Raw genomic sequence first — 23,793 nt, 5'->3', positions numbered from 1 at the left:
TATGAACTATTTAATTTTCCAACCTGTAGTCGCTTTCGGATTTGCCAGCCCCTGGCTATTGATGGGGTTGTTGGCAGCGGGTATACCAATTCTCATCCATTTGCTACATAAGCGAAAATTCATCGAAACCGACTGGGCTGCGATGAAATTTTTGCTGATGGCTACCAAAAAATATTCGCGGCGTTTCAGAATTGAACAGCTGCTAGTCTTACTGGTACGATGCTTAATTCTGTTGTTATTGGCCATTGCCTTTTCCCGTCCCTATTGGTCCGTGCAAGGTTCTCTCCTGGAGTCAGCTGGCCCCGTGCATCGGATTATTGTAATCGACTCCTCATTCAGTATGCGCTGGATCGAAGATGAACAGCCACTCTTTGAGTCAGCAAGAGAACTAGCACTTTCTTTGGTTTCGCAATCAAATCCGGGAGATGCCTTTCAACTAATTCAAATTTCCGATTCCTCTCAGCAGGCTCTGATCTCTCGACCTTCTCGACAGCAGACATTTGTTTTAGATGAAATCACAAGAATGCAGACTACTGAAGAATATGGCAATGTAAGTCAGGCATTGCAAACAGCATTGGAATTTTTGGATCAATCACAAGAACTGGCACAGAAAGAAGTGATTGTGATCAGCGATTTTCAAGCACAAAGCTGGTCTCCGTCGCAAACGGATCAGGAGAGTGCGCGCATTCTCTCTTTAATCGAAGCCATTTCTAAAAAATCTACTTTAATTTTAAAAGACATTGGTCTCACAGATGAAGCGAACCTCGCAATCACGGACTTCTCCAGCAAATCCGTATTTGCCTCACTGAATCAACCGATTCGACTCGAAGTTACGTTGCATAATTTTGGTGTTATGAATCAGGAAAATGTCAATCTCCAATTGTTCGTAGATGGTAAGCTTGTTAACCAGAAAACAGTCGATCTTACTGCCAATGCAGATACGCAGACGGAATTCACACATCAGTTCACAAGAGTGGGAGACCATCGGCTGGAAGTGAGACTCGCAGAGGATCGGCTGCCTTTAGATAACCATCGCTGGAAAATCATGCCTGTCAAAAAGGATATCAATGTACTGCTGATAAATGGCAGGCAATCCGGAAAATCCATGGGGCGCGCTACTGATTACCTTGAATTGGCATTATCACCGTCTTTGAAAGAACACCCCTGGCAGGGAATTATAAAACCTCACGTAATTAATGAAGGTGAGCTGGCCAATACCGAATTGAGTTTATACGACGCCGTCGTAATTTGTGACGTAGCACTCTTCACGGCAAATGAACGAGACTTATTAAAAAGATACGTCAAACGCGGTGGTGGTTTGATTATTAGTCTGGGAGAGCAGGTCAATGCCGAAAATTACAATCAAACACTATTTCAGCCAAACGTTGGCTTACTGCCTTTGAAATTATTAAATCGACGTGGTGATGCCAAAAAACAAGCGAAGTACTTCGAGTTTGATCCTTTGAAATACCAGCATCCAGCTATCGAGCTCTTTAAGGGAAATCCGGACGCCGGTCTGGAAACAACTCATCTTTATGAATATTTCCAAGCGGAAATTCTACCCGACCCCAACACACGATTGATTTTGAATTATGATACCAATGATCCGGCCATTGTGGAAAGTACATTAGGGCGAGGAAAAATTATCCTGATCACGACATCCTTGGATCGTCAATGGGGAACATGGGCGATCTGGCCGAGCTTTCCTCCAATGATGAATGAGTTTGTGCTCTATGCTGCTACTGGAAAATGGGGCGCAAGAGAAACTTTAGTCGGACAACCGTTGGAAGTCGTTATGCTGGATAATCAACTTCCGCTTTCTCCCCGCATGATTACCCCCAACCAGGAAGAATTCCCGCTACGAAGCGTTCTCGATCAAAACGCAGAAACCAGAACAATCTCTTTTAGTCAGACATTCCTATCAGGAATTTACGAATTGGACTGGGGAACGTCAACTACTGAAAAAACCCTTTATGCAGTCAATGTAACTCCTCTGGAAAGCGACTTGAGACATATTGGTCCGCAATTCATCCCTCCACAATATTTCCGCACACAGGCTAGCACTCAAAACATTCTGACGGAACTGTCTGAAGATCAAACTTCACAAGTTGGTTTGTCGGAATGCCTACTATTCATAGTCTTAGCATTGATTGTAGTGGAACAGCTATTATTATGGCGATTTCCCATCGGTGCGTTTTCATTTCTGGCTGTACTATTACTGTCTTGCCTGAGCCTGTTTTTATTGCAGTGACTGTCAATGTGAGTCTATAACTAAAGAATCTCTTATGATATACTCCCCAGTTCCAGGTACCATGATTTTTTGTCTGAGAGGGAATACACACAACGATGGGTTTGAATAAGAAACAGAAAAAACAGATTGATGTCGCACGGAAAAAAATCCAGAATTTTCGTCAGCGTTTGACGGGGGCCAAAGAGCAAATGGATGACCCTCAGGAAGTAAAAAACCTCGAGCAAGAAATTGCCAACCAGGAAGCGTTAATTAAAAAAATTCAAGAAGAGTCCTGAATAGTTATAATCTTTTTCCAAAAATTTTTATTACACTCGCAAATTTTTAATAGTATGCAAAAAGCCGGGCACCGTGTTAGTTTCTCATCTCCCTACGATCATAGTGGTACATCCTAAAGAACGAAAAAGTAAATGCACAGTTCAGACATTACGTTCAAGAGATGATTTTCTTTTCTGGAAATTCCCCAGAAAAGAACCTGAAAAGCTAACACGCTACGTCCGTCTGGGAATGGGAGGTCCACAAATTAGTAAAGCGGATGCCACGTCAGGATTGCTGGTTCTGGATGGGACCTGGCGTCTGGCTGAAAAAATGGCATCTGCTTACGAAGAACTGCCCGTGCGAAGCTTACCTGTCTGGGAAACCGCATACCCACGTGTATCCAAGCAGTTTGATGATCCAGAAACAGGTCTGGCAACGATTGAGGCTATTTTTATCGCCTATCACTTGATGGGCTATGAGACAGCAGGGTTGTTAGATGGTTATTATTGGGCCACAGAATTTCTGAAAAAAAATTCTGAGCGGCTGGCACAAAAAATCTAGACCGATCAACCCACTGTTTCTACAACCTCTTCTTCAGGGATCAGTGACTGATATGTCTCTACAATTTCCCTGAGTTTATTCCGATTAACTGGTTTTGTAGTATAGTCATCACAACCTGCATCAAGACATTTTTGACGATCACTACTCATGGCGTGTGCCGTTAAAGCAACAATGGGCAAATTATATCCCTGTTCTCGTAATTTTCTAGTGGCACCATAACCATCTAATACAGGCATCGACATGTCCATTAAGATGACATCAAATGGGTTACCTTGCTCACGCGCATTCATTGCACATCTATAGGCAATATCTCCATTCTCTGCCAGCATGACCTTCGCTCCTTCTTTCTTCAGAAGCGTAGAAATCAATCGTTGATTATCAACTCCATCTTCAGCCAAAAGTACAGAACAGGTTCCTTTTGGTTTTTGTTGTGCTGATCCGTCAGCAGAAAAATTATCTCGACTGCCAACTTGAATCGCCTTCAAGGCAGCCATGGGATCATCGTGAAACGACATGGATTCCATTTCACCAGTACTGATTGTCAAGGTGAAAACAGTTCCTTGTTCGGGAACACTATCACAAACCAAATCACCACCTAGCATTTCTGAAAGCCGTTTACTGATGGCCAAACCTAGTCCCGTTCCTCCAAATTTACGCGTTGTCGAAGAGTCTGCTTGAACAAATGGTTGATAGAGATTCTTCATCTGTTCCTGAGTCATCCCAATGCCTGTATCCTGAATTTTGAACTGTAACATTGGTTTGCCCGACTCTGATTCCAGGAATGATGTTTCTACGGAGACTTTTCCACCATCAGGTGTGAATTTAATAGCGTTACCAATCAGGTTAATAAGAATCTGCTTGAGTCGAGTGGGATCGCTCTGAATTCGTTCGGGTATTTTTCCGTTAAATGTTAACTTGAATCGAATTTCCTGATGTTCAGCGCGAATATTCATTAATGACTGAATTTCTTTCATTTTTTCCATCAGGGAAAATTGAATTGTTTCAACTGTGAGATTTCCTGACTCTATTTTGGAAAGATCAAGAATATCATTAATGAGTTCCAGTAAATAATTTCCATTTCTTTTGATGACATCAAGTAACTTCAAACTTCCAGGACGTCCCCAGCTTTCTTCTATTAATAAATCCGTGTATCCCAGAACAGCTGTCATAGGTGTTCTGATTTCGTGACTCATATTTGCCAGAAATTCGCTTTTGGCACGAGATGCTGCCTCTGCATCTTCATTAGCTTTCTTCAGGCGTTCGGCTTTCACTTCCAACTCGGACGTTTTCTTTTCCAGTTCCGAGCGAACTAATTCTAGATTATTTGTTCGACTCTGAAGTTCGTTCAGTGCCTGATCACGTTTTTCTGAGACACGATTATATTGTTGGGCAATCAATCCCACATCGCTATGTTCATCCAAGTCCTCAATAGGGCTGGAATCACCCTGAATATGTCGCTCCATCGAATTGAGTAAATCATACATTTCTGTCGAAGTACCATGATCTGCCATATTTAATCCCATCTCTTCTTCTTCAGATGTGGCTCGCAGACGCACATACTTGCTTACGATTCGTAGCGTGACCCAGCAAAAAGAAAAACACCAAACGAAACAAACAGCACACCCCAGTAATTGGACTAAAAATTGTTCAAATCGCGAATGAGTCAGAAATTCTGCCGGAACAAAAAACGCGACGGCAAGTGTTCCCCAGACACCAGCAAAACCATGTACGGGAATGACACCAATCGTATCATCCAGTTGACAACGTTCCAGAAGCCAGACACCACATTCCATCACAATCGCAGCGATGACTCCGATCATGGCGGCCGAAATAGGCGAAATCACGTCGCAACTGGCACTACTGGCTACGAGACCCGCCAGGAGTCCATTCAGAATATTTTCAATTTCTATCTGCTTACGTTGATAGAACTGCCAGATCAGTAAGGTAGTGGCACCAAAGGCTGATGCAATAAATGTGTTAATCAATATTTGAGGAACATGAGATGTAAAACCAAATTCGCTCCCACCGTTAAATCCAAACCAACCTATCCATAGAATAAACACACCGGTCGTTGCTAATGTCAGGTTATGTCCTTTGAATTTGCGTTTGCTTTGCGTTTTATCAAATCTTCCAAGCCGTGGTCCGATAATGACAATTGAGGCTAATGCTGCCCACGCACCAATCGAATGAACGACTGTTGAACCACTGAAGTCTTTAAATCCGAGAGATTCCAACCATCCGGGAGCTTTTCCAGCAAAGTGACTGGTCCAGGCCCAATGACCGAAAACCGGATAAATCAGTCCGCCAAGAACAACCGCCAGAATCACATAGGCAGTAAATCGCATTCTCTCTGCAGAAGCACCCGACGCAATTGTGGCGGCAGTGACACATAGCATCAGCTGAAAAAGGAAAAAGGCTGATAAAAAGTTATCGGTTCCCGGGTTCAAATAGGGAAAGTGAGAAGTTCCAATCAAACCACCCGTGGTCGTCCCAAACATCAATCCGAATCCGAAAATCCAGAAAAGTATGCCGACAACGCACACATCTACGACGTTCTTAATCGCAACGTGGATGCTGTTTTTTGACCGAGATAAACCGGATTCCAGACAGCAAAATCCTGCCTGCATAAACAGTACAAAAATAGTGCAAACAAGAACCCAGACAATGTCAATTTGTTGGTGAAGATCCATGGTAACTTCTACTCATTTATCATGAAGATCGATTTAAGGTGAAACGTATTAGTGACATGATGTTCTAACTGTTCTCTTTTGTTCATTAACGACAAACTCAAGAGAATGAGGCAATTTCACCTCACTACATCATGTAAGAAAAGCTTATGTCGTTTTCAGTAAACACGAGGCCTTAACTCAACAAATTCACATGCTGTTCATTTCAGGAAGCGAAGTGCATGAAAAGCCTGTATCGAATGGGAGGTATAAGGTTTATTTTGTCTATGTGAACGTAGGTAATCATGCAAAACCCTCCTATTTAGAAAAGGGTTCATAAAAAAGAACTTATAACTCGCATCAGATACTAGAACTACTTAGTAAAATTGTTACAGCCGGACAGATCATTTCAGTTCCTCTGGTCCGAACTTATATTGTGAATTATTTATGGAAATCGTGTTTCTTTTGTTATCCGCTCTGAGAGAAGCAAACCTCGGATTCAAAATTCAAGATCGAGTGATGATTTTAAGGGTAGGCAGCTAGCCGTCAATTTGATTTCCTGTTTCAGAAATACATCTGAAATTCTCCGTTTCGCTAAGTAATATTTACTAGAATTTCTAGGAATCCCTCTTAGATGCAACTCCTGGTTGCATTCTGATGCGCTCTGAAGCCAGTCTGTTCTGAGACTTTCTGGCCTGCATTCCTTGATTATTTTGGATGGCTTGTTAACGTTGAGAAGATTTGCGCAAAAATAGGTATTTCAGCCAAAAAACAATGTACATTTGCTGTTAAGGTGACGTAAGAAAGTGCCCAGACGCGACGATATCCATAAAATTTTAATCATCGGCTCCGGTCCCATCGTAATTGGCCAGGCTTGTGAATTTGACTATTCCGGTACACAAGCATGTAAAGCTTTAAGAGAAGACGGTTATGAGGTTGTGTTGGTGAACTCCAATCCAGCCACAATTATGACTGACCCGGAAACCGCTCATCGAACTTATATTGAACCGATCACCTGGCAATATATTCAAAAAGTGATCGAGATCGAAAAACCAGATGCACTGCTGCCGACTTTGGGCGGGCAGACCGGCTTGAATGCGGCAATGGACCTGGCACGACGGGGAATCCTTGATCAATTGGGAGTCGAGTTGATCGGTGCCAAAGAAGAGGTGATTGCTAAAGCCGAAAGCCGTGATCAGTTCAAAGAAGCCATGATGAAAATTGGGCTCGACTGCCCTCGAAGTGCGGTCGTCCATAATATGGAAGAGGCAAACGCCGCCTTAAGAGACATCAGCCTCCCGATGATCATTCGGGCCAGTTATACCTTAGGGGGCACGGGAGGGGGAGTTGCCTATAACCGCGAGGAATTCGAAGAAAAAGTACGTAGCGGGCTGGCTCTTTCTCCGGTGAATGAAGTCTTGCTCGAAGAGTCCATCCTCGGGTGGAAAGAGTATGAAATGGAGGTCATGCGTGATCGGGCCGATAATGTGGTGATTATTTGTGCGATCGAAAACTTCGATCCGATGGGAGTTCATACGGGAGATTCCATTACCGTCGCACCGGCACAAACCTTGACTGATAAAGAATATCAACGGATGCGTGATGCCACGATCGCCTGTATGAGGGAAATTGGCGTCGAAACGGGTGGTTCCAATGTCCAGTTTGCAATCAACCCCGATACCGGCCGGATGACGATTATTGAAATGAATCCTCGTGTCAGCCGCTCGAGTGCACTCGCCTCTAAAGCAACCGGATTTCCAATTGCCAAAATTGCTGCAAAACTCGCTGTCGGATATCGACTGGATGAAATCAGGAACGACATTACGCGCGAAACACTCGCTTGTTTCGAACCTACGATTGATTATGTCGTGACAAAAATTCCACGCTGGACATTCGAAAAATTTGTCGATGCCGATTCTGTGTTAACAGTACAGATGAAATCTGTTGGCGAAACCATGGCCATTGGACGTACATTTAAAGAATCGCTGCAAAAAGCCTTACGCGGGCTGGAAATCGGACACTTCGGCTTGGGAGGCGGCAATAAAGATCTGTGGGGAACGTCGAAACAACCTTCCCAGGATTTCATTGAATCCAGATTGTCGATTCCAAACGAAGAACGCATTTTCTTCATTCGCTATGCATTCAAACTCGGCATGACCACCGAACAGATTCATGAATTAAGTGATATCGATCCCTGGTTCCTGAACCACATTAAACAATTGGTTGAGTTTGAAGAGGAGATTTGTAATTGTTCTCGACTGGAAGACCTTGACTTCGCATTCATGAAAAAGGCGAAGCAGTATGGTTATTCCGACAAACAGCTGGCCTTCTGGTTGGACTCCACAGAAATGGATGTTCGCCAATACCGTAAAAATTTGGGAATCGAAGCCACATTCAAGCAAGTCGATACCTGTGCGGCGGAATTCGAAGCATATACTCCCTATTTTTATTCCACTTACGAACAGGAAAACGAAACGCCAGCTAACCCGGAACAAAATCGACGAATCATGATTCTGGGAGGAGGTCCTAACCGTATTGGACAGGGGATTGAGTTCGATTATTGTTGCTGTCAGGCCTCGTTCGCTTTGCGGGAGTTGGGTATTGAAAGCATCATGGTCAATTCGAATCCCGAGACGGTTTCGACTGATTATGACACGTCCGATCATTTATTCTTTGAACCGTTAACAACTGAAGATGTTTTAAATATCTGCGATCGCATGCAGCCTGATGGGGTGATTGTACAATTCGGCGGTCAAACACCTCTCAATCTCGCCCGTGGTCTTGAAGCTGCCGGTGTTAATATTATTGGTACCAGCCCCGAAATGATCGATGCCGCCGAAGATCGGGAACGCTTTCAGGCTATTCTTGAGAAACTCGAACTGCATCAACCACCAAATGGAATCGCCACCGATACAGAAAGTGCACGTGCCGTTGCAAACGAAATCAGTTATCCCATTCTGGTTCGTCCCAGCTATGTGTTGGGCGGCCGTGCAATGGAAATCTGTTATGATGAAGAATCCCTTGTACGCTATATGCATGAAGCCGTCAATGCATCTCCTGATCACCCGGTGCTCGTTGATCAGTTCCTGGAAGATGCGATTGAGGTCGACGTCGATGCCATTTCTGATGGAATCACCACACTGGTCGGAGGAGTTATGGAGCACATCGAGGAAGCGGGAGTTCACTCTGGTGACTCTGCTTGTGTGCTGCCTCCACACTCTTTACCCGACTCTGTGATTGATGAGATCAAACGCGCCACTTACGCGCTCGCACGAGAATTAAAAGTATGTGGCTTAATGAATATCCAGTTTGCCGTCAAACAGACTGAAGACGGATACACAGTCTATATTCTGGAAGTGAACCCCCGTGCGAGTCGTACATCACCGTTCGTTTCAAAAGCCACAGGCCTCTCATTACCGCGTGTCGCCGCGAAAGTCATGGCCGGTGTTCCACTGCTGGAACAAGGCGTGACAAGGGAAATTGTACCTCAACATACTTCAGTCAAAGAGAGCGTCTTCCCCTTTTCTCGATTCCTGGGAGTCGATATCATCCTCGGCCCGGAAATGCGTTCCACGGGCGAGGTGATGGGAATCTCCAAAGGCTTCGCTCTCGCGTTTGCCAAAAGTCAGTTAGCCGCAAATACGACTCTGCATTCTGAAGGAACTGTTTTTATCAGCATGGCAGACGTCTATAAGGAAACTATGATTGAACCCGCACGTCGCTTGATCGAGATGGGATTTAAAATCGTCTCGACTTCAGGAACCGCACGCGTTCTTCAAGAGGCTGGCATCGAAGTCTCCACCGTAAAGAAGTTGAAAGAAGGCCGGCCAAACCTGCTGGACATGATGGCGAATCAAGATGTGCAATTTATCTTCAATACACCCAGCGGAAAAGGTTCGCGCACCGATGAGGGTAAGATCCGTTCTGCATCCGTTACGTATGGTGTAACGTGTGTCACCACAATTCCCGGATGTCTGGCAGTCGTCAAGGCTCTGGAGGCTTTAGCAGAAGACGCCACACCTCAAGTTCGTGCCCTGCAGGACTGGATGGCTGACATCGAATAAACGGATCACACATCGCCTGAACTGGAAACCCAATTAACTCTATCAGATATTTTCGAACCGCTTTTTTCTGATCGAATTTAGCTAAATATTTTGTACTTGACACCGTCGTGCTGTTCTTGAAACTCTGTGATCTGCGTCGCGCGCGAGGAGCTTTTTTCTGATGAGTGTACATCGTGAATACTGAAAATGTTCGCACCACAAAAACGTCCTTTTTTTGCTGATGATCACCTGCATCTTGAGAATATGTTAATTCTATCTCGTAACGTTTTGCCCCGTTTGAGCTCACTTTCAGCCAGTTCAATTGAAACAAAGTCGCTATTTTTGACCACTTCTCAGACAATAATGCGCAAAAGTTTTTCTTGACCGCCTCACGCCGGTTTGCATGATGTAACAAGATCAACAATGAAAAACTGATTCTGAACCAGAGAAACGCATACATAACAAACCTTTCCTGTGTAAGCAGACAACCCAGGCATGACTGAGGAATGTAAATGAGTCCCAGTCACTGAAATTGAATTCGGTTAGAAATGATATGAAATAGCGCCCAGTGACTCTAACTGAAAATCATGAACAGTAGCGACGCATGTAATAAATAGAACAAGCCGGACCACTGGCAAGAAAGAATTTAAATTCGGAAATACGTTTAGACATGAGAAAGCAGAAGTGATTACAATAAGGGATTCTTATCTCGTAAAACTGTTCAGCAGATTGAATGACCATCCAAACGAAAACATCAGCCCTGGAACCAAGTATCTAACATGCCATCTCGAATCCACCAATTCAAACAGATATTTCACATAAGCTTCGCCATCGCATTGGCCCTGTTACTCATTTCCAACCCAGTTTGTGGGCAGAATAAGAAACGGAAGAAGAAGCCGCAGCCCTTTCGCTGGGTGAATGAACTAAAACAAAAACTTCCCGGTGTGCAGCATGGAACATTTCATAGTCCGTCGATGAAAGTTGATGTCGGCTACTGCATCTACCTGCCTCCACAATACGAGGCACCCGAAAACAAGAAACGACGATTTCCCGTTGTGTACTACCTGCATGGTGGCCGCCCCGGCAGTGAAACAAAAAGTGTACGCCTCGCCGAATACATCAACAAACATATGACAGCCGGTGATGTCACACCGATGATCTATGTGTTTGTAAACGGAGGACCGGTCAGTCACTATAATCTGCCCGAACGTGAGAACGCGATGGGGGAAGATGTCTTTGTGAAAGAGCTGATTCCACATATTGATAAAACCTATCGTACTATTGCCGACCGCAAAGGCCGTGGAATCGAAGGCTTTTCGCAAGGTGGTCGCGGCACCACGCGCATCATGTTTAAACATCCACAATTATTTTGTTCTGCAGCGCCGGGGGGAGCCGGTCATGCCACTGAGAAACGCATCTCGGAAGAAAACGGGCGCGAAAACCCAAATCTAATCTTCGCCAAAGGCTATAACACATACGATCTGGCCCGCGAGTATGCAAAACATCCTGAACCAGACCTCCGGATCTTAATTCATGTCGGCACCAAAGGGTTCAATTACGAGAATAACCTCGCCTACATGAAATTCCTGGATTCACTCAAAATCCCATTTGAAAAACTCATCGTTCCCGAAGTACCACATAGTGCCGTGAAAATTTATCAAAAAGAAGGACTCAAAATTATGCAATTTCATACTAATAATTTTCGCCAGGCTGCTATAAAAGACTAAACTTCAGAATTAAGTTTCCAAACACCCATAGTTAATTTTGTGTTCTTTCGTGGTAGCAAAAAAGCACTTTCAACTCACCGTCTACGTTTCTTGGCAGCATAAGTCGCACGTCGTTTCTCGGCATGAAACACAAAATAGCCGTCAATCTCTTTCACATCGACGCCTCCAAAAATACTCGTCAGTTTTTTCTGATACCAGAGCCGACGACGCGTGACCATCACCATCCGACCACCGATTTTTAATCGGTTAAAGCCTTTCATAATGAAATTTTTAGCGATTGAAAAATCGGTATGATAAGGGGGATTCGACAAAATCCAGTCGAAGTCGGATTCGTGGTGATCATTCAGACCATCACTCTGCATGATTTCCACAGCGTCAACCTGATTCTGCTCTGCATTGTGCCGTGCAAACTGTACCGCTGCCCGCTCAATGTCAGTCATTACGACATTTTCTGGTCCTACTATTTTCGCTGCCAAAATTCCCACGACACCATATCCGCAACCCAGGTCTAACACACGCTGACCGGGTTCGAATGTCACCGTCGATAACATTGCCTCCGTTCCCCTGTCAAGATTTTTGGGAGAAAACAACTCCGGAGCGGTTTCGAATGTGAATGAGTGACTTTGATAGGTGAGAGAAAATGCCATACAAGTTCAAATAGTCTGGTGAAAAGTGGTCTTTTCTGTTAAGAATCAACAATCCATCGAACGCATTGATTGTCTCGATTCACATTCATAGTTACGTTATCTACTGGAAACATACACGTTTCGCAAAGAATTATCCATTTCAAGTAACAGATTTCATTTTGAGCTTGATAAGGAAGTCTTTGCTGGCACGTTGATGCGCAAGGATTTGGCGAATGGGCGAAGTAACACAGAAGCATTTCAAACCCGGGTTAACAACTTGGATTCTAACAAGTCTGTTTCTGGGAATTCTGTGTGGTCTTTTCTTTGGTGATCTGTGCGCCCCTCTGAAATCAATCGGGGAGATTTTCATTGGTCTCTTGCAGATGACCGTCCTGCCCTACATTACACTTTCACTGATTCTGAATTTGGGCCGTATCTCATTAAAACAGACACGGAATATGGCTCTGACGGTCATTGTTCTCCTGATCATTTTATGGTGTATTGGTCTGTTTTCTGTCTGTCTGATGTCCCTGGCGTTTCCTTTCTGGCAAAAGGGAGCGTTTTTTAGCACCAGCATCATCCAGGGGACACAAAACGAAAGCCTGTATGATTTATTCGTGCCCGCAAATCCCTTTTTCTCACTTGCGAACAACGCGGTTCCTGCCGTCGTCATCTTCTCCATCGGACTAGGTATCGCTTTAAGCAGTCTTTCGAATCGGGATCATTTGCTGGATCCACTAACGGTTGCAGTGCAGGCATTAATGAGACTCAACCGCTTTGTGGTTCATATTTCTCCTTTTGGAATCTTTGCGATCGTCTCGTACGCCGTCGGCACACTGCCGTTTGAAAAATTCGGATTGCTCCAGGCTTATCTAATCACCTTCTCAGCCGCGACGCTGCTTCTCGCAGTCGGAATTCTACCGATGCTGATTTCAGTCTGCACTCCCGTAAGATACTGGGACGCATTAAAGGTTTCACAAACCGCGGTCATCGCAGCATTCGTGTTAGGCAACACCTTCGCTGTGCTGCCATTAATCGTCGAAGCGGCTCGCGAGATTCTGGACCGCTATCATCTGGAAAAAGAAAATAGCGGTGGCTCTCCGGATGTTTTAGTTCCCCTCGTATTCCCCTTTCCCGATCTGGGAAGGATTATCGGATTGATTTTTATTCCCTTTTCGGCCTGGTTTTATGGTGAGAGTTTATTACCAGACCAATACCCCAAATTTTTATCCTTAGGCATGGCCGGTTCCTTTGCCAAACCTGCCGTTACAATCCCCTGGCTACTCGACCTGATGCATATTCCCCATGATATTTTTCAACTCTATCTGGCAGTCGGCATCTATACCACGCGTCTGGGAGATGCACTCCGTTCGATTTATCTGTTTTCCTTTGCTATCCTCGCTGCCGCCTCATTGTCGGGAACCCTCAAAATTCAATGGAAAAGATTTATTTCTTACTCGCTACTCTGGTTGTGCATTGCCGGCATTGTCATTGCTGGAATTCATACCGTTTTGAATTACACTTTCAAAGACCTTTATCAATCCAAGGCGATGATTGCGGATCGGCAATTATTGTTTCCTGATGTCCCTTATACAATCCTCAAGAAATCAACACCAAATCCGGTCGCCATCATGCCGGGGGAAACCAGAATCGACCGCATTAGACGCCGTGGGGTAATTCGACTCGGATTTGATGGCAAACGTTTGCCATTTTCCTATTTCAATGAACAAAATCAACTGGTCGGTTTTGATATTGATATGGCACATCGCCTGGCCGACGATCTAGGTGTGGCCATCGAATTCATTCCGTTCACTCCGAATACCCTCATCAAACAGCTTGATGAAGATCACTTCGATCTGGCGATGTCAGGTCTGGAAGGTACCATCGAACGTGCCACCGCATTCCCTGTGGCCGATTCTTATATGGACGTTACACTCGCCATCGTCTTACCCGACTATCGCAAAGCCGTCTTTTTGGATTTCGAGGAATTTCGAAATTCTAAAGATTTGAAAATCGCCGTTGTGTCCAATAGCTTTTTTGATGAAAAAGCACACGAATATTTTCCGAATGCCTCATTTGTTCAAATTGAATCTGAAGAGGAATTTTTTGAAGGCGAAGCGGGAGATGCAAGTATCCTGGTCACCAGTGCCGAGACCGGTTCGGCCTGGACACTCTTGTATCCGAAGTTTTCTGTTGTGAATCCTTTTCGGAAAGATATTCGCGTTCCCTTGTATTACCTGGGAGCACACGATGTGGAGTTCGAAGAATTCATGGAAGTCTGGCTCGAACTCAAAAAGAAGGAAGGCGCCTTTCAAACGCTCTACAATTACTGGATCCTTGGCAAAAACGAAGAGAGAACACCCCCGCGCTGGTCGATCATCCGCAACGTCCTGCATTGGATTGATTAGAAATGTTTTCACAGCACTGGTGACGAGTCACCAGTGGAACCCGACTACGAACAAAAAAAGCTGCCAATGCAGGGTGCCACTGTCGGCTTGTCCGACAGTGCTCGACTAAAAGTAGAATACAGCTACTACAAATTACTTCCTGGATTGATCTAACCCAAAATTTCAGTAGATAAAGCGACTTGAACTTTCTCTTCAGAATTGTGATATAATCTTCAAGCTTTCCAGTGATGAAAGTAATTTTCGTGTCGAAGTAAATTCTTGCGAGGAGTGAATTATGCTTGGTCGTTTGTCACTCACACTGATGTCCCTGACTTTTTTGCTGAATTCTCCGGCGATAATGAGGGCAGCACCACCAACAGATGACAATGAACGGAAACTGAATCCAAAGGAAATCCAAAAAGCCTTTGCATTCCTCGCAAAACAGTTATCTAGTAATTTGGATTCCATCCAAACCTGGCAGGGAACCTACCGTTTCTTCGACAAAGTCCATTTTAAAATCCCGAAGCGAAACGAAGGCAGTGGATATTGGGAGATCACTCAAGGCCAACTACCATTCTGGCTGGACCAAAAACAGGACAAGCTGCGCGTAAATTATGAGTTATCCGTAAAACCAGATAATCTCCAGCTGATACCACAAGAGCATGTTAAAGCAAATAGCTGGCTGAATTCACAATGGATTGTGAGAAGAGAAGAGAGTTTTGCACTCTCAGAAAATCACTTCGGACGACGTAAAGAATTTCACCAAAATATCAGTGGTAGAATATTATATCGCTTGCTGAAGTATGATCTGCACTCGAATGGCCGTTTTTTTGATCCCAGAGGTTTATTTGGAAGCGGCTCAGATTTCTCGGATTCCTTTGCAAATAATTGTGACATGTATGCCACAGCGCTCAGTGGAAAGAAAGGAGACGAACAAAAGCAGAAAGCTTTGATGATGGTATCGATCATAGAAAAAACAAACACATCTGGTGATAAATTTTTTATCGTGACCAAGAAATTTAAGCCTATGAGCCCCAAAGCCACACCGAACATTTATAAAGTAACATACGATTCCAGGTATGGTTTTAATACCACAAAATATGAACAATACTCCGGTCTAAAACTACGGCACAAACGCATCTTTAGATACAAAAAAGTAGACGGGATCTATTTACCAGAAAAAGTAAGTATCGAACACTTTCAAAACAAAGAGGGCCAAGAGGAAGAATTGATTAGAAGTCGTACCGTTACATTAATCGAATCCAAATTAAACCTCCCGATTGAACTAAACCTTTTTGAAGTCAAATCACTCGACCTGCAATACGGCGAGCGTATGTGGGACTCCATTAAGAATCAGGCATTCATCCAAGATCGGCAAGGTCTCGTCCCTGTAAAAGATTTTGTATTCAAAGCGAAATAACTTCATATTCATTTTTCGAGCCTATTATTTAGTCCTCTTCTTTCGATTCTTCACAGGCTTTTTTTGCTTCGGAAACACATTGACTCGCTTCGCCCAGGCTTGCCATTGGGTCGATAGTTCATTCACTTTTTCGGGATGACTACTCGCGAGGTTATTCAATTCCGTACGGTCTTTATGTACGTCATACAGTTCCCACTTCTCGGGCTTCAGTCCGCCAGCGGGAGAGACGCCGCGACCCACCAGTTTCCAGTTCCCGGCTCTCACAAATGCGTTGTTCTCATGTTCGATGAAAAGCGGAGCAGCGCGGTCTAAGCTTTTCCCCTTCATCGCAGGTTTTAACGAAATACCATCCAGTGTATGAATCGATTTGCCTTTATGTTCTTTCGGATACGATGCTCCGGCAACATCGACGATGGTGGGCATGACATCGATTAATTGCGCCGGTTCACGGAACCACTCTTGACTTGGTCTGATCTGCTGTGGCCAGTGCATGATGAAGGGAGTCGCACTTCCGCCTTCGTGAGCATAATGCTTATACAGGCGAAAGGGAGTATTCGAAGCATTGGCCCAGGCAGCACCGTAGCTGTTCGCTGTCTCTTGATTTCGTTTTTCGATGTCGAGAAATTCCCCACGTCCCAACTTACCCCCCTCTGCACAACCCCCATTGTCGGACAGAAACAGGATCAACGTGTTTTCATATTGCTGATGGTCTTTGAGCCAGTTGACGAGCTTGCCAATATTCTGATCAACACGATCAACCATCGCGGCATAGATGGCCATCTTGAGCGCCATCTCTTTTTGTTTTTCCGCACTCAATGAATCCCAGGCGGGAACAGATTTATCACGCGGTGAGAGCCTGGTGTCTCTAGAAATCAGACCCGATTTCTTTTGTCGTGCGAAACGCTGCTTACGTAACTCGTCCCAGCCGATCTTGTATCTTCCGCGATATTTATCAATGTCTTCTTCATGTGCCTGAAGTGGCCAATGTGGAGCGGTATAAGCCAGATACAGGAAAAACGGTTTCTCTTTTTGTGAGTTCTCCTGTTGATGTTCTCCCAGAAAGCGAATCGCATAATCAGTGAAGGCATCAGTAGTATAAAAAGGGCGATCGGTTGTGCTGGGAGGAGTTTTGATATTTTCATTACCAAACGTCATTCCCCGTGGTTCAATAGGATAAAAGAAACGCGTCGCACCCGAGACACAACCAAAATATTTTTCATAACCACGTTGCAGTGGCCAGCAATCACGCACGCTATAGCCAAGATGCCATTTCCCCGCCATATAGGTTGCGTAGTTCGCCTGCTTCAATACTTCAGCAACTGTGACGCAATTACGGTTCAAATACCCTTGATAGGCCGGCGGTTTTGAGTCACCTCTTTTATTTCCAGGCGGATTGGTCATCCAGCCAATGCCTGTCTGATGAGGGTGCAAGCCCGTCATCAAGGTGGCGCGAGTGGGACAACAGCGACCCGAGTTATAAAACTGAGAAAACCGCACGCCCCCGGCAGCCAGCGCATCGAGATTCGGTGTTTCAATTTCACCGCCGTAACAACCAATATCTGAGAACCCCATATCATCGACCATAATGAGAATGACATTCGGACGTGATGTCTCAACTGCATACAGACTGCGTGAGGTAAATAGAGTTACAAATAAGGCTAAGCTGAAGAGCGACTTCATAAAATTCATGTTGGTCTTTCAGATAAATGCGTCGTTAACTTTGCGATTTGATAATACTTAAGGCTGCTTTTTTGTTTGATAATCGTGGCCCTGGTTACTTTGCTCACAGGATTTCATCCAGCGTTCTAATTCTGTCTGATACCGTGCAACGAGTTCAGGATGTTCTTTAGAAATATCTTTGCTTTCCGTTGGATCAGCAAGCAGGTCAAACAATTGATACTCTGTTTTCGACCTTTGCTGTTTTCTAAGCAGTTTATAGCGATCGGTCACCCAGGCCGCGTTTTTCTGGAATTGAAAGCCAATCGGCTGCTGGCGATGTTTTACCTTGTTTGCAAAAACAGGCCAGAGATTCATTCCATCAATGGGACGATCTGCTTGAACTGGCAACTCCATAGCCGCCAGGATCGTCGGTAGATAATCACTGGTCACCATTGGAAAGCTGGTTTCGGTACCAGGGTGAATTTTGGCCGGCCATTCCAATAGCGCGGGCACACGAATGCCTCCTTCAAACAAGTCACGTTTGCGCCCACGAAACGGACCCGCAGAACCGGGGGCACGAGCATTGCCTTCTGGACCATTGTCAGAGCAGAACCAGAGCATTGTATTTTCAGCAGAATTCAGTTGTTTCAATTGCGCCCGCAAGCGTCCTATCTGCTCGTCCATCGCAGTAATACAACCATAATAGTTACTGTGATAAAGATCATACTTCTGATACATGTCTCGATAACGGGGCCCTGCAACCACAGGCAGATGTGGCGTATGAAACCAGATCACGCAGAAAAACGGTTTCTCTGCTCTCGTACTGCTTTTAATAAACGGTAAGGCACGGTCCATAATAATTTTCGAATCATCACCGCGTAAGTTATCTTTAACGATCTCGCCTGCTGAATTCCAGTAATGCGTGCCATATGGTTTGGTAGGTTCGCCCTCTTCAATCGCTGCCCAACCTTTTCCAGGAGCCTTTCCGGCTGGCTTGAGCATCGGATCCCAGGTGGGAACTTTCGCTTCGGTGGAAAAACAGGCTTCGAATCCGTTCTGCCAGGGAGGTGAAAAGTCTTTGATATTTTTTGGTCCCCCCCGATTCGATTCGCGAACCGTTTTCGTCAGTGTTCCCAGATGCCATTTCCCGAAATGCCCTGTACGATAACCGTGGTCTTTTAATAATTCTGCCAGAGTAATCTCCTGAGCTTTCATGTGCCCCTTGTTGGCTGTCACAATCCCATACCGAAAGGGATTGCGGCCCGTCAGACAACTGCCACGCGTCGGACTGCATACCGGCGCTCCCGCATAAAATCGTTTCAGGATGACTCCCGCTTTCGCCATCTCGTCCAGATGTGGAGTTTGGATGATTTTATTTCCGTTAAAGCCAGTATCTCCCCAACCGAGATCATCACACATGATTAAGACTACGTTTGGTTTTTGTGACGCAGCATCCGCCCTAGTTGTGATCAAACAACTCAACACACTGAGTAACGTAATCAAACACTTCACGTACATGGCATCACAACCTGAAAAGTGAGCGGTTCGGCGCTAGCCGCCGGTTCTACTGTTTTTAAATTACCGGTGGCTAGCGCCATTCCACTCAGAAAATGTTAATCTCACCTTACCACAGCGAACGAAAATATTTCGCATCTACGGCCGTTTGTGCCAGACACTCCTCTGTTGAAAGCTGTTTCCAACTGTGGCGACCTTTAAACTCACTATGAAGTGAAAAGATTCCTTCATAACCTAGTTTCCGCAGCGCGTCGACATAATCCGGAATCGGTGAAATCCCGTCAGCCACGGGCACAGTCTTGACTTCCCACTTCTGATGCCCTTTTTTGTCTCGTCCCTCGCCTCGTTCCCAGGCAAAATTCTTAACGGCACAGAGAGCAATCCAGGGTGCTAACAGATCAAGTCCCTGACGCCAGCCATCGCCGCTACCTTCCTTGACCATATGCAACATATCGACATACGCGCCGACCTCCTGAGGCGAATAGTCTTGAATCATTTGATACAACTGCGTTCCATGCGAAGGCAGAAAGTTGTTCGAGTGCACATGCACGCAAGGCAACACGTTATATTTTTGTGCCAGTTTTGCAACCTTGCCAATTTGCTTGCTTGTTGCTTTTAACTGCTGAGCCAGCGTGCCAAACTCCTTGTAACGGTAGTAGCCGATTTTGATTCGATCAATCCCCTGCTCTTGCGCGGTTGCCAGAATCCGTTCTGCGTTTTTGTCAGGCTCAGTAATCATGGTGGTCAGAAAGAGAACTTTGACGCCTGCCGCTTTGGCCGCAGCACATGCCTGTGGCAGTTCTTTTTCTACATTTTCTGGTAAAATATGCCCCTTGGGACGCACGGTCAGATCAAGACCGTCCAGACCAATCGATTGGAATGCCCGGCAAACGTCGGAAATAGGCATATCCTGAAAGCTCTTTGTAAATGCCCCCAGTTGGTAACCATTGCCCGATTTCGTTTTGGGCTGCTCCCCCGCCTTTGATGTGTTTTGTTCAGACAGGCCATTGACTAGAGCAGTACCCGCTAAAACGTTCAGGGAGGCCTGTTTCAAAAAATCACGGCGAGGGAGCCGATTATAAGGGGGCAGAGCATTCCGCATTGTGAAAACCTTCTCTATGATCAATTGTCTTGTAGAATTTCGTTTGGGTCCATATATAGTAGTATGATCATCCCTCTGCCCTTTTTCTACCGGATATTGTTTGTTTTACTGAATTCGAAAGTGATACCCCGCCAGTATGTCCGAGCCAATAACTCTCGTAGCCACTTCTGCTTTTGGCCTGGAAGCCGTGATTTCGCGCGAATTAAAACAACTGGGATACGAAGATCAGACGGTCGAAAACGGACGCGTCACATTTCAAGGCGATCTGAATGCCATCTGTCGCTGCAATCTCTGGCTCCGCAGTGCAGACCGAGTGTTGGTATGCCTTGGTGAATTCACGGCCTTTGATTTTGACGATCTGTTTGAGGAGGTCCGAGATCTCGAGTGGGAGCGCTGGATGCCTCCCTCTGTGCAGTTTCCCGTCAGAGTATCGACGGTTCGTTCGAAGATCAACAGCGCTAAAAACTCACAGAAGGTGGTGAAGAAAGCGATTGCCGAACGCTTGAAGCAGCATTACATTAAAGACTGGTTCCCCGAAGATGGTCCCCTGTATTCGGTCAGCGTTTCGATCCTGAAAGATAAAGCATCGGTTTGTATCGACACCACAGGCCCCAGCCTGCACAAGCGCGGCTATCGCAAGTTGACCGCCGGAGCACAATTGAAAGAAACCTTAGCCGCCGGGTTAATTCAATTAAGTTACTGGAATCGTGAACGTCCTTTTATTGACCCGTGTTGCGGTTCAGGAACCATCCCCATCGAAGCCGCCTTAATTGGAACCAATACCGCCCCCGGTATCAATCGCGATTTTACTTCTGAAGGCTGGCAGCAACTTTCTGCTGAGTTATGGGAGGCCGCCCGCGAGGAAGCCCACGATCTGATGCGTAATGACATCGCTTTCCGTTTGCAGGGCTACGATATCGACCCTGCCATGATTCGCATGGCCCGCTATCACGCACAGCAATCAGGGATGGAAGAACACATACACTTTCAAGAACAACCGCTTTCTGAATTAAGCACGCCCCGCAAATATGGTTGCCTGATTACCAATCCTCCATATGGAGAACGCCTGGGTGAGAAAGAAGATGCCGAAAAAATTTATCGCGAAATGAAACGTGTGTGCGAACCGTTAGAAATGTGGTCCATTTATGTACTGACGTCTCATCCCGGTTTTGAGCGCATCTTTGGTCGCAAAGCACGCCGCCGAAAATTATATAACGGCCGCATTGAATGCACGTATTACCAATTTCCTGGCCCACCGCCGCCACGCAAAAAAACACCCTGGGATCAAGCAACCAGTGCCAGTAAAAAATCGACGGATGAAAAGCCAGTCGATACCGAAACGGCAAACGAAGAAGAATAAAACGCGAGTGTCGTCGATCAGGCAGACCACATATTACGAATATTCTTGCGAATGTCTTCCGCCGTCGTCTCGATCTGCGCGTCCTCTGGTGTGTCCAAATCTTCTGCATTGAAAGCAGGCCGACGTTGGAATAGTGGAATCGTCTTCGAGGAGATAAACCGCGTCAATTGTGCATAACTATGTGCCTGATTCCAGCGACGGTTCTGGAAATACTGCCGATGTGGAAAACAGACATAAAGCCAGTTCTTCGCCCGCGTGAGTGCTACATAAAACAGGCGGCGCTCTTCATCAATTTCGTCATTACTCTCCAATGACATTTCGGATGGAATGCTGCCATCGGCGGCCTGCAACACATACACGGCATCCCACTCCAGCCCTTTCGAAGAGTGGATCGTACTCAAAACAAGAAAATCATCATCGTCCTGACCTGATGCCGCAGTGACATCTTGTGTGGAACTGGGAGGATCAAGGGTGATCTCTTCCAGAAAACTCATGCGACTGTTAAAGCGGCTAGCAACCTGTTCCAATTGTTCCAGATCGCGTTGACGGGATGTCGCGTTATCATACTGTTGATCCAGTAACGGCGCATAAAAGGTGCGCACCTGATGAACTTCGGCTGAAATGCCTCGCTTTTCCGACTGAGGCGAAGACAGGTTTTTCATCAATCGCACAAATAAAGGCCAATGCTCGGCGGTTGCCGCCGGCGGTTTGAATTCCAACCATGCATCGAATCGAAACTGGGAATCCGCCAGCAGATTTAATAATTGTTGTGCTTTCTTCTGACCGATACCAGGCAGGAGTGTCAGAACTCGCAGACCGGAAACGGCATCACGCGGATTTTCTGCCAGTCGTAAATAGGCCATTAAATCTTTGACGTGCGCCGTTTCAATAAATTTCAAACCACCATATTTGTGATAGGCAATATTACGTCGCGCCAGTTCGACTTCGAGCGACAGGCTATGGTGCGAGGCTCGAAACAAAACCGCCTGTTGATGCAGGGGCATGCCAGCCTCTCGATGTTCGAGAACCTGCTGTACAACAAAATCAGCTTGCTCATTGTTATCACTGCAGTCGATGATATACGGGGCTTCCCCTGCAATTTTCGCTGACCAGAGATTTTTCTCAAACCGCTCATGGGCTTCGTCGATAATCTGGTTCGTCGCCTGCAAAATCGGTTGTGTGCTACGATAATTCTCTTCCAGCGTGACCACCGTTGTGCCAGGATATTCTTCCGGGAAGTCCAGAATATTCCGCACGGTCGCCGCCCGAAAGGAATAAATCGATTGTGCATCATCGCCCACAACTGTCAGACCGTTTCCGTCGGGAGACAAGTTTTTCAAAATGCCTGACTGCAAAACATTTGTGTCCTGATACTCGTCGACTAGAATCGCTTCGAACTGGCCACGTAACAGTTTGCCACCAGCAGGGTCAGATCCAAGTGCATGCCAGAAGAGTAGTAAATCGTCGTAATCGAGTATGTTCTGTTTTTCTTTGCGGTCCACAAACGCCTGAAACAGTTTTTTGAGGTCATTCACATGCTCCAGGCACCATGGATAATGTCGTTCCAGAATCGGCTCCAGCTTCAAACAGGTGTTTACACAACGGCTGTAAATCTCCACCAGTGTCCCTTTACGGGGGAACTTCTTACCGTTGTTGCCCAACTCCATTTCGCTGCGAATCGAGCTCATTAAATCTTCGGCATCGCTACGATCAATGATGGTAAAGTCATCCGGCAGATTGATGGCTTGCCCATAACGTCTCAGCAATCGGGCGGCCGTCGAATGAAATGTGCCTCCCCAGATGCTGCGCGACCGTGCAGAGGACGATCTCTCTCGACCGTCACCCAACGTACGTAGTAGCGCATCGACACGACGAATCATTTCATTCGCAGCCCGCCGAGAGAATGTAAGCAGTAAGATGCGGCTGGGATCGACGCCTTGCGCAATCAGATAAGCAACACGGTGTGACAATGTCGTCGTTTTGCCTGTACCAGCCCCCGCAATAATCAGCAGTGGGCCAGACTCATGACAGGCGGCTGCCTGCTGTTCTGGATTGAGCTGTTTAAATAGGTCTTCAAGTTCTGCTGGAATGTCTGACATCCGTGCCCCACCGCGGTCGAAAGAATTACGTGTCTGCTTATTCTCTATTTTCGCCGGGCAGAAAGTTATCGCAAGGGGCGGATCTCAAAATTGTTGATGAACTGCTGTTTTTCCTCTTCCGT

Annotated in this window: 14 protein-coding genes; 8 read left to right on the top strand and 6 right to left on the bottom strand. The window is 45.8% G+C overall.

All coding sequences use genetic code 11. From position 1 onward, the window contains the following. Window position 1: 1 nt before the first annotated feature. The 3 genes from V202x_RS01150 (at window position 2) to V202x_RS01140 (ending at window position 3,067) form a co-directional block, all read left to right on the top strand. Window positions 2-2,251, top strand: a complete 2,250-nt coding sequence (locus tag V202x_RS01150) for a BatA domain-containing protein (protein ID WP_197993157.1) — start codon at window positions 2-4, stop codon at window positions 2,249-2,251. 95 nt (window positions 2,252-2,346) lie between these two features. Next, window positions 2,347-2,526, top strand: coding sequence for a hypothetical protein (locus tag V202x_RS01145; protein WP_144980342.1), 180 nt, complete (start codon window positions 2,347-2,349; stop codon window positions 2,524-2,526). Window positions 2,527-2,599: 73 nt separating this feature from the next. Further along, window positions 2,600-3,067: a DTW domain-containing protein gene (locus tag V202x_RS01140; RefSeq protein ID WP_145170440.1), complete on the top strand. Its 468-nt coding sequence runs from the start codon at window positions 2,600-2,602 to the stop codon at window positions 3,065-3,067. A 5-nt stretch (window positions 3,068-3,072) separates the two neighbouring features. On the opposite strand, the gene amt is transcribed toward V202x_RS01140, so the two are convergent. Then, window positions 3,073-5,757 carry an ammonium transporter gene (gene amt / locus V202x_RS01135; protein WP_145170438.1) on the bottom strand — a complete coding sequence of 895 codons (2,685 nt, stop codon included), beginning with the start codon at window positions 5,755-5,757 and terminating at the stop codon, window positions 3,073-3,075. Between the two features lie 782 nt (window positions 5,758-6,539). Here amt and carB point away from each other — a divergent pair. Continuing rightward, entirely contained in the window at window positions 6,540-9,797 is a 3,258-nt protein-coding gene (gene carB, locus V202x_RS01130) for a carbamoyl-phosphate synthase large subunit (protein ID WP_145170436.1), read from the top strand. A gap of 758 nt (window positions 9,798-10,555) precedes the next feature. Then, a complete protein-coding gene (locus tag V202x_RS01125) occupies window positions 10,556-11,503 on the top strand; it encodes an alpha/beta hydrolase (protein ID WP_145170434.1) in 948 nt (315 codons plus the stop codon). 74 nt (window positions 11,504-11,577) lie between these two features. Here V202x_RS01125 and V202x_RS01120 read toward each other — a convergent pair whose 3' ends face one another. Continuing rightward, on the bottom strand, window positions 11,578-12,150 hold the full coding sequence (locus V202x_RS01120; RefSeq protein ID WP_145170432.1) for a class I SAM-dependent methyltransferase: 573 nt from the start codon (window positions 12,148-12,150) through the stop codon (window positions 11,578-11,580). Window positions 12,151-12,362: 212 nt separating this feature from the next. Here V202x_RS01120 and V202x_RS01115 point away from each other — a divergent pair, with 212 nt between their 5' ends. Both V202x_RS01115 and V202x_RS01110 read left to right on the top strand, forming a co-directional pair. Further along, window positions 12,363-14,537, top strand: coding sequence for a cation:dicarboxylate symporter family transporter (locus V202x_RS01115; RefSeq protein WP_145170430.1), 2,175 nt, complete (start codon window positions 12,363-12,365; stop codon window positions 14,535-14,537). 274 nt (window positions 14,538-14,811) lie between these two features. Continuing rightward, window positions 14,812-15,936, top strand: a complete 1,125-nt coding sequence (locus tag V202x_RS01110; protein WP_145170428.1) for a hypothetical protein — start codon at window positions 14,812-14,814, stop codon at window positions 15,934-15,936. A gap of 24 nt (window positions 15,937-15,960) precedes the next feature. On the opposite strand, the gene V202x_RS01105 is transcribed toward V202x_RS01110, so the two are convergent. The 3 genes from V202x_RS01105 to V202x_RS01095 all read right to left on the bottom strand — a co-directional run bounded on the left by V202x_RS01105 (window position 15,961) and on the right by V202x_RS01095 (window position 20,212). After that, window positions 15,961-17,625, bottom strand: a complete 1,665-nt coding sequence (locus tag V202x_RS01105) for an arylsulfatase (RefSeq protein WP_197993156.1) — start codon at window positions 17,623-17,625, stop codon at window positions 15,961-15,963. A gap of 48 nt (window positions 17,626-17,673) precedes the next feature. After that, a complete protein-coding gene (locus V202x_RS01100; RefSeq protein ID WP_145170426.1) occupies window positions 17,674-19,113 on the bottom strand; it encodes a sulfatase in 1,440 nt (479 codons plus the stop codon). Between the two features lie 106 nt (window positions 19,114-19,219). Further along, window positions 19,220-20,212 carry a sugar phosphate isomerase/epimerase family protein gene (locus V202x_RS01095; RefSeq protein ID WP_145170424.1) on the bottom strand — a complete coding sequence of 331 codons (993 nt, stop codon included), beginning with the start codon at window positions 20,210-20,212 and terminating at the stop codon, window positions 19,220-19,222. A gap of 136 nt (window positions 20,213-20,348) precedes the next feature. Between V202x_RS01095 and V202x_RS01090 the strand changes: the two genes are divergently transcribed. Then, complete coding sequence (locus tag V202x_RS01090) at window positions 20,349-21,572, top strand: class I SAM-dependent RNA methyltransferase (protein WP_145170422.1); 1,224 nt, start codon at window positions 20,349-20,351, stop codon at window positions 21,570-21,572. A gap of 17 nt (window positions 21,573-21,589) precedes the next feature. On the opposite strand, the gene V202x_RS01085 is transcribed toward V202x_RS01090, so the two are convergent. Further along, the gene (locus tag V202x_RS01085) at window positions 21,590-23,671 is read right to left on the bottom strand and encodes an ATP-dependent helicase (RefSeq protein ID WP_145170420.1); all 2,082 of its coding nucleotides are present in this window, start codon (window positions 23,669-23,671) and stop codon (window positions 21,590-21,592) included. Window positions 23,672-23,793 lie beyond the last annotated feature (122 nt).

The sequence above is a fragment of the Gimesia aquarii genome (assembly GCF_007748175.1).
GTDB classification, from domain to species: Bacteria; Planctomycetota; Planctomycetia; order Planctomycetales; family Planctomycetaceae; genus Gimesia; species Gimesia aquarii_A.
Note: the sequence above shows the minus strand (reverse complement) of the source record. Positions and strands in the feature narration are given on the sequence as shown.

What these genes read in the sequence shown, in the direction of transcription:
- V202x_RS01100 (WP_145170426.1), bottom strand. Translation starts at nt 19,113, where the DNA reads ATGTACGTGAAGTGTTTGATTACGTTACTCAGTGTGTTGAGTTGTTTG.
- V202x_RS01105 (WP_197993156.1), bottom strand. Translation starts at nt 17,625, where the DNA reads ATGAATTTTATGAAGTCGCTCTTCAGCTTAGCCTTATTTGTAACTCTA.
- amt (WP_145170438.1), bottom strand. Translation starts at nt 5,757, where the DNA reads ATGGATCTTCACCAACAAATTGACATTGTCTGGGTTCTTGTTTGCACT.
- V202x_RS01115 (WP_145170430.1), top strand. Translation starts at nt 12,363, where the DNA reads ATGGGCGAAGTAACACAGAAGCATTTCAAACCCGGGTTAACAACTTGG.
- V202x_RS01110 (WP_145170428.1), top strand. Translation starts at nt 14,812, where the DNA reads ATGCTTGGTCGTTTGTCACTCACACTGATGTCCCTGACTTTTTTGCTG.
- V202x_RS01095 (WP_145170424.1), bottom strand. Translation starts at nt 20,212, where the DNA reads ATGCGGAATGCTCTGCCCCCTTATAATCGGCTCCCTCGCCGTGATTTT.
- V202x_RS01145 (WP_144980342.1), top strand. Translation starts at nt 2,347, where the DNA reads ATGGGTTTGAATAAGAAACAGAAAAAACAGATTGATGTCGCACGGAAA.
- V202x_RS01125 (WP_145170434.1), top strand. Translation starts at nt 10,556, where the DNA reads ATGCCATCTCGAATCCACCAATTCAAACAGATATTTCACATAAGCTTC.
- V202x_RS01085 (WP_145170420.1), bottom strand. Translation starts at nt 23,671, where the DNA reads ATGTCAGACATTCCAGCAGAACTTGAAGACCTATTTAAACAGCTCAAT.
- V202x_RS01090 (WP_145170422.1), top strand. Translation starts at nt 20,349, where the DNA reads ATGTCCGAGCCAATAACTCTCGTAGCCACTTCTGCTTTTGGCCTGGAA.
- V202x_RS01150 (WP_197993157.1), top strand. Translation starts at nt 2, where the DNA reads ATGAACTATTTAATTTTCCAACCTGTAGTCGCTTTCGGATTTGCCAGC.
- V202x_RS01120 (WP_145170432.1), bottom strand. Translation starts at nt 12,150, where the DNA reads ATGGCATTTTCTCTCACCTATCAAAGTCACTCATTCACATTCGAAACC.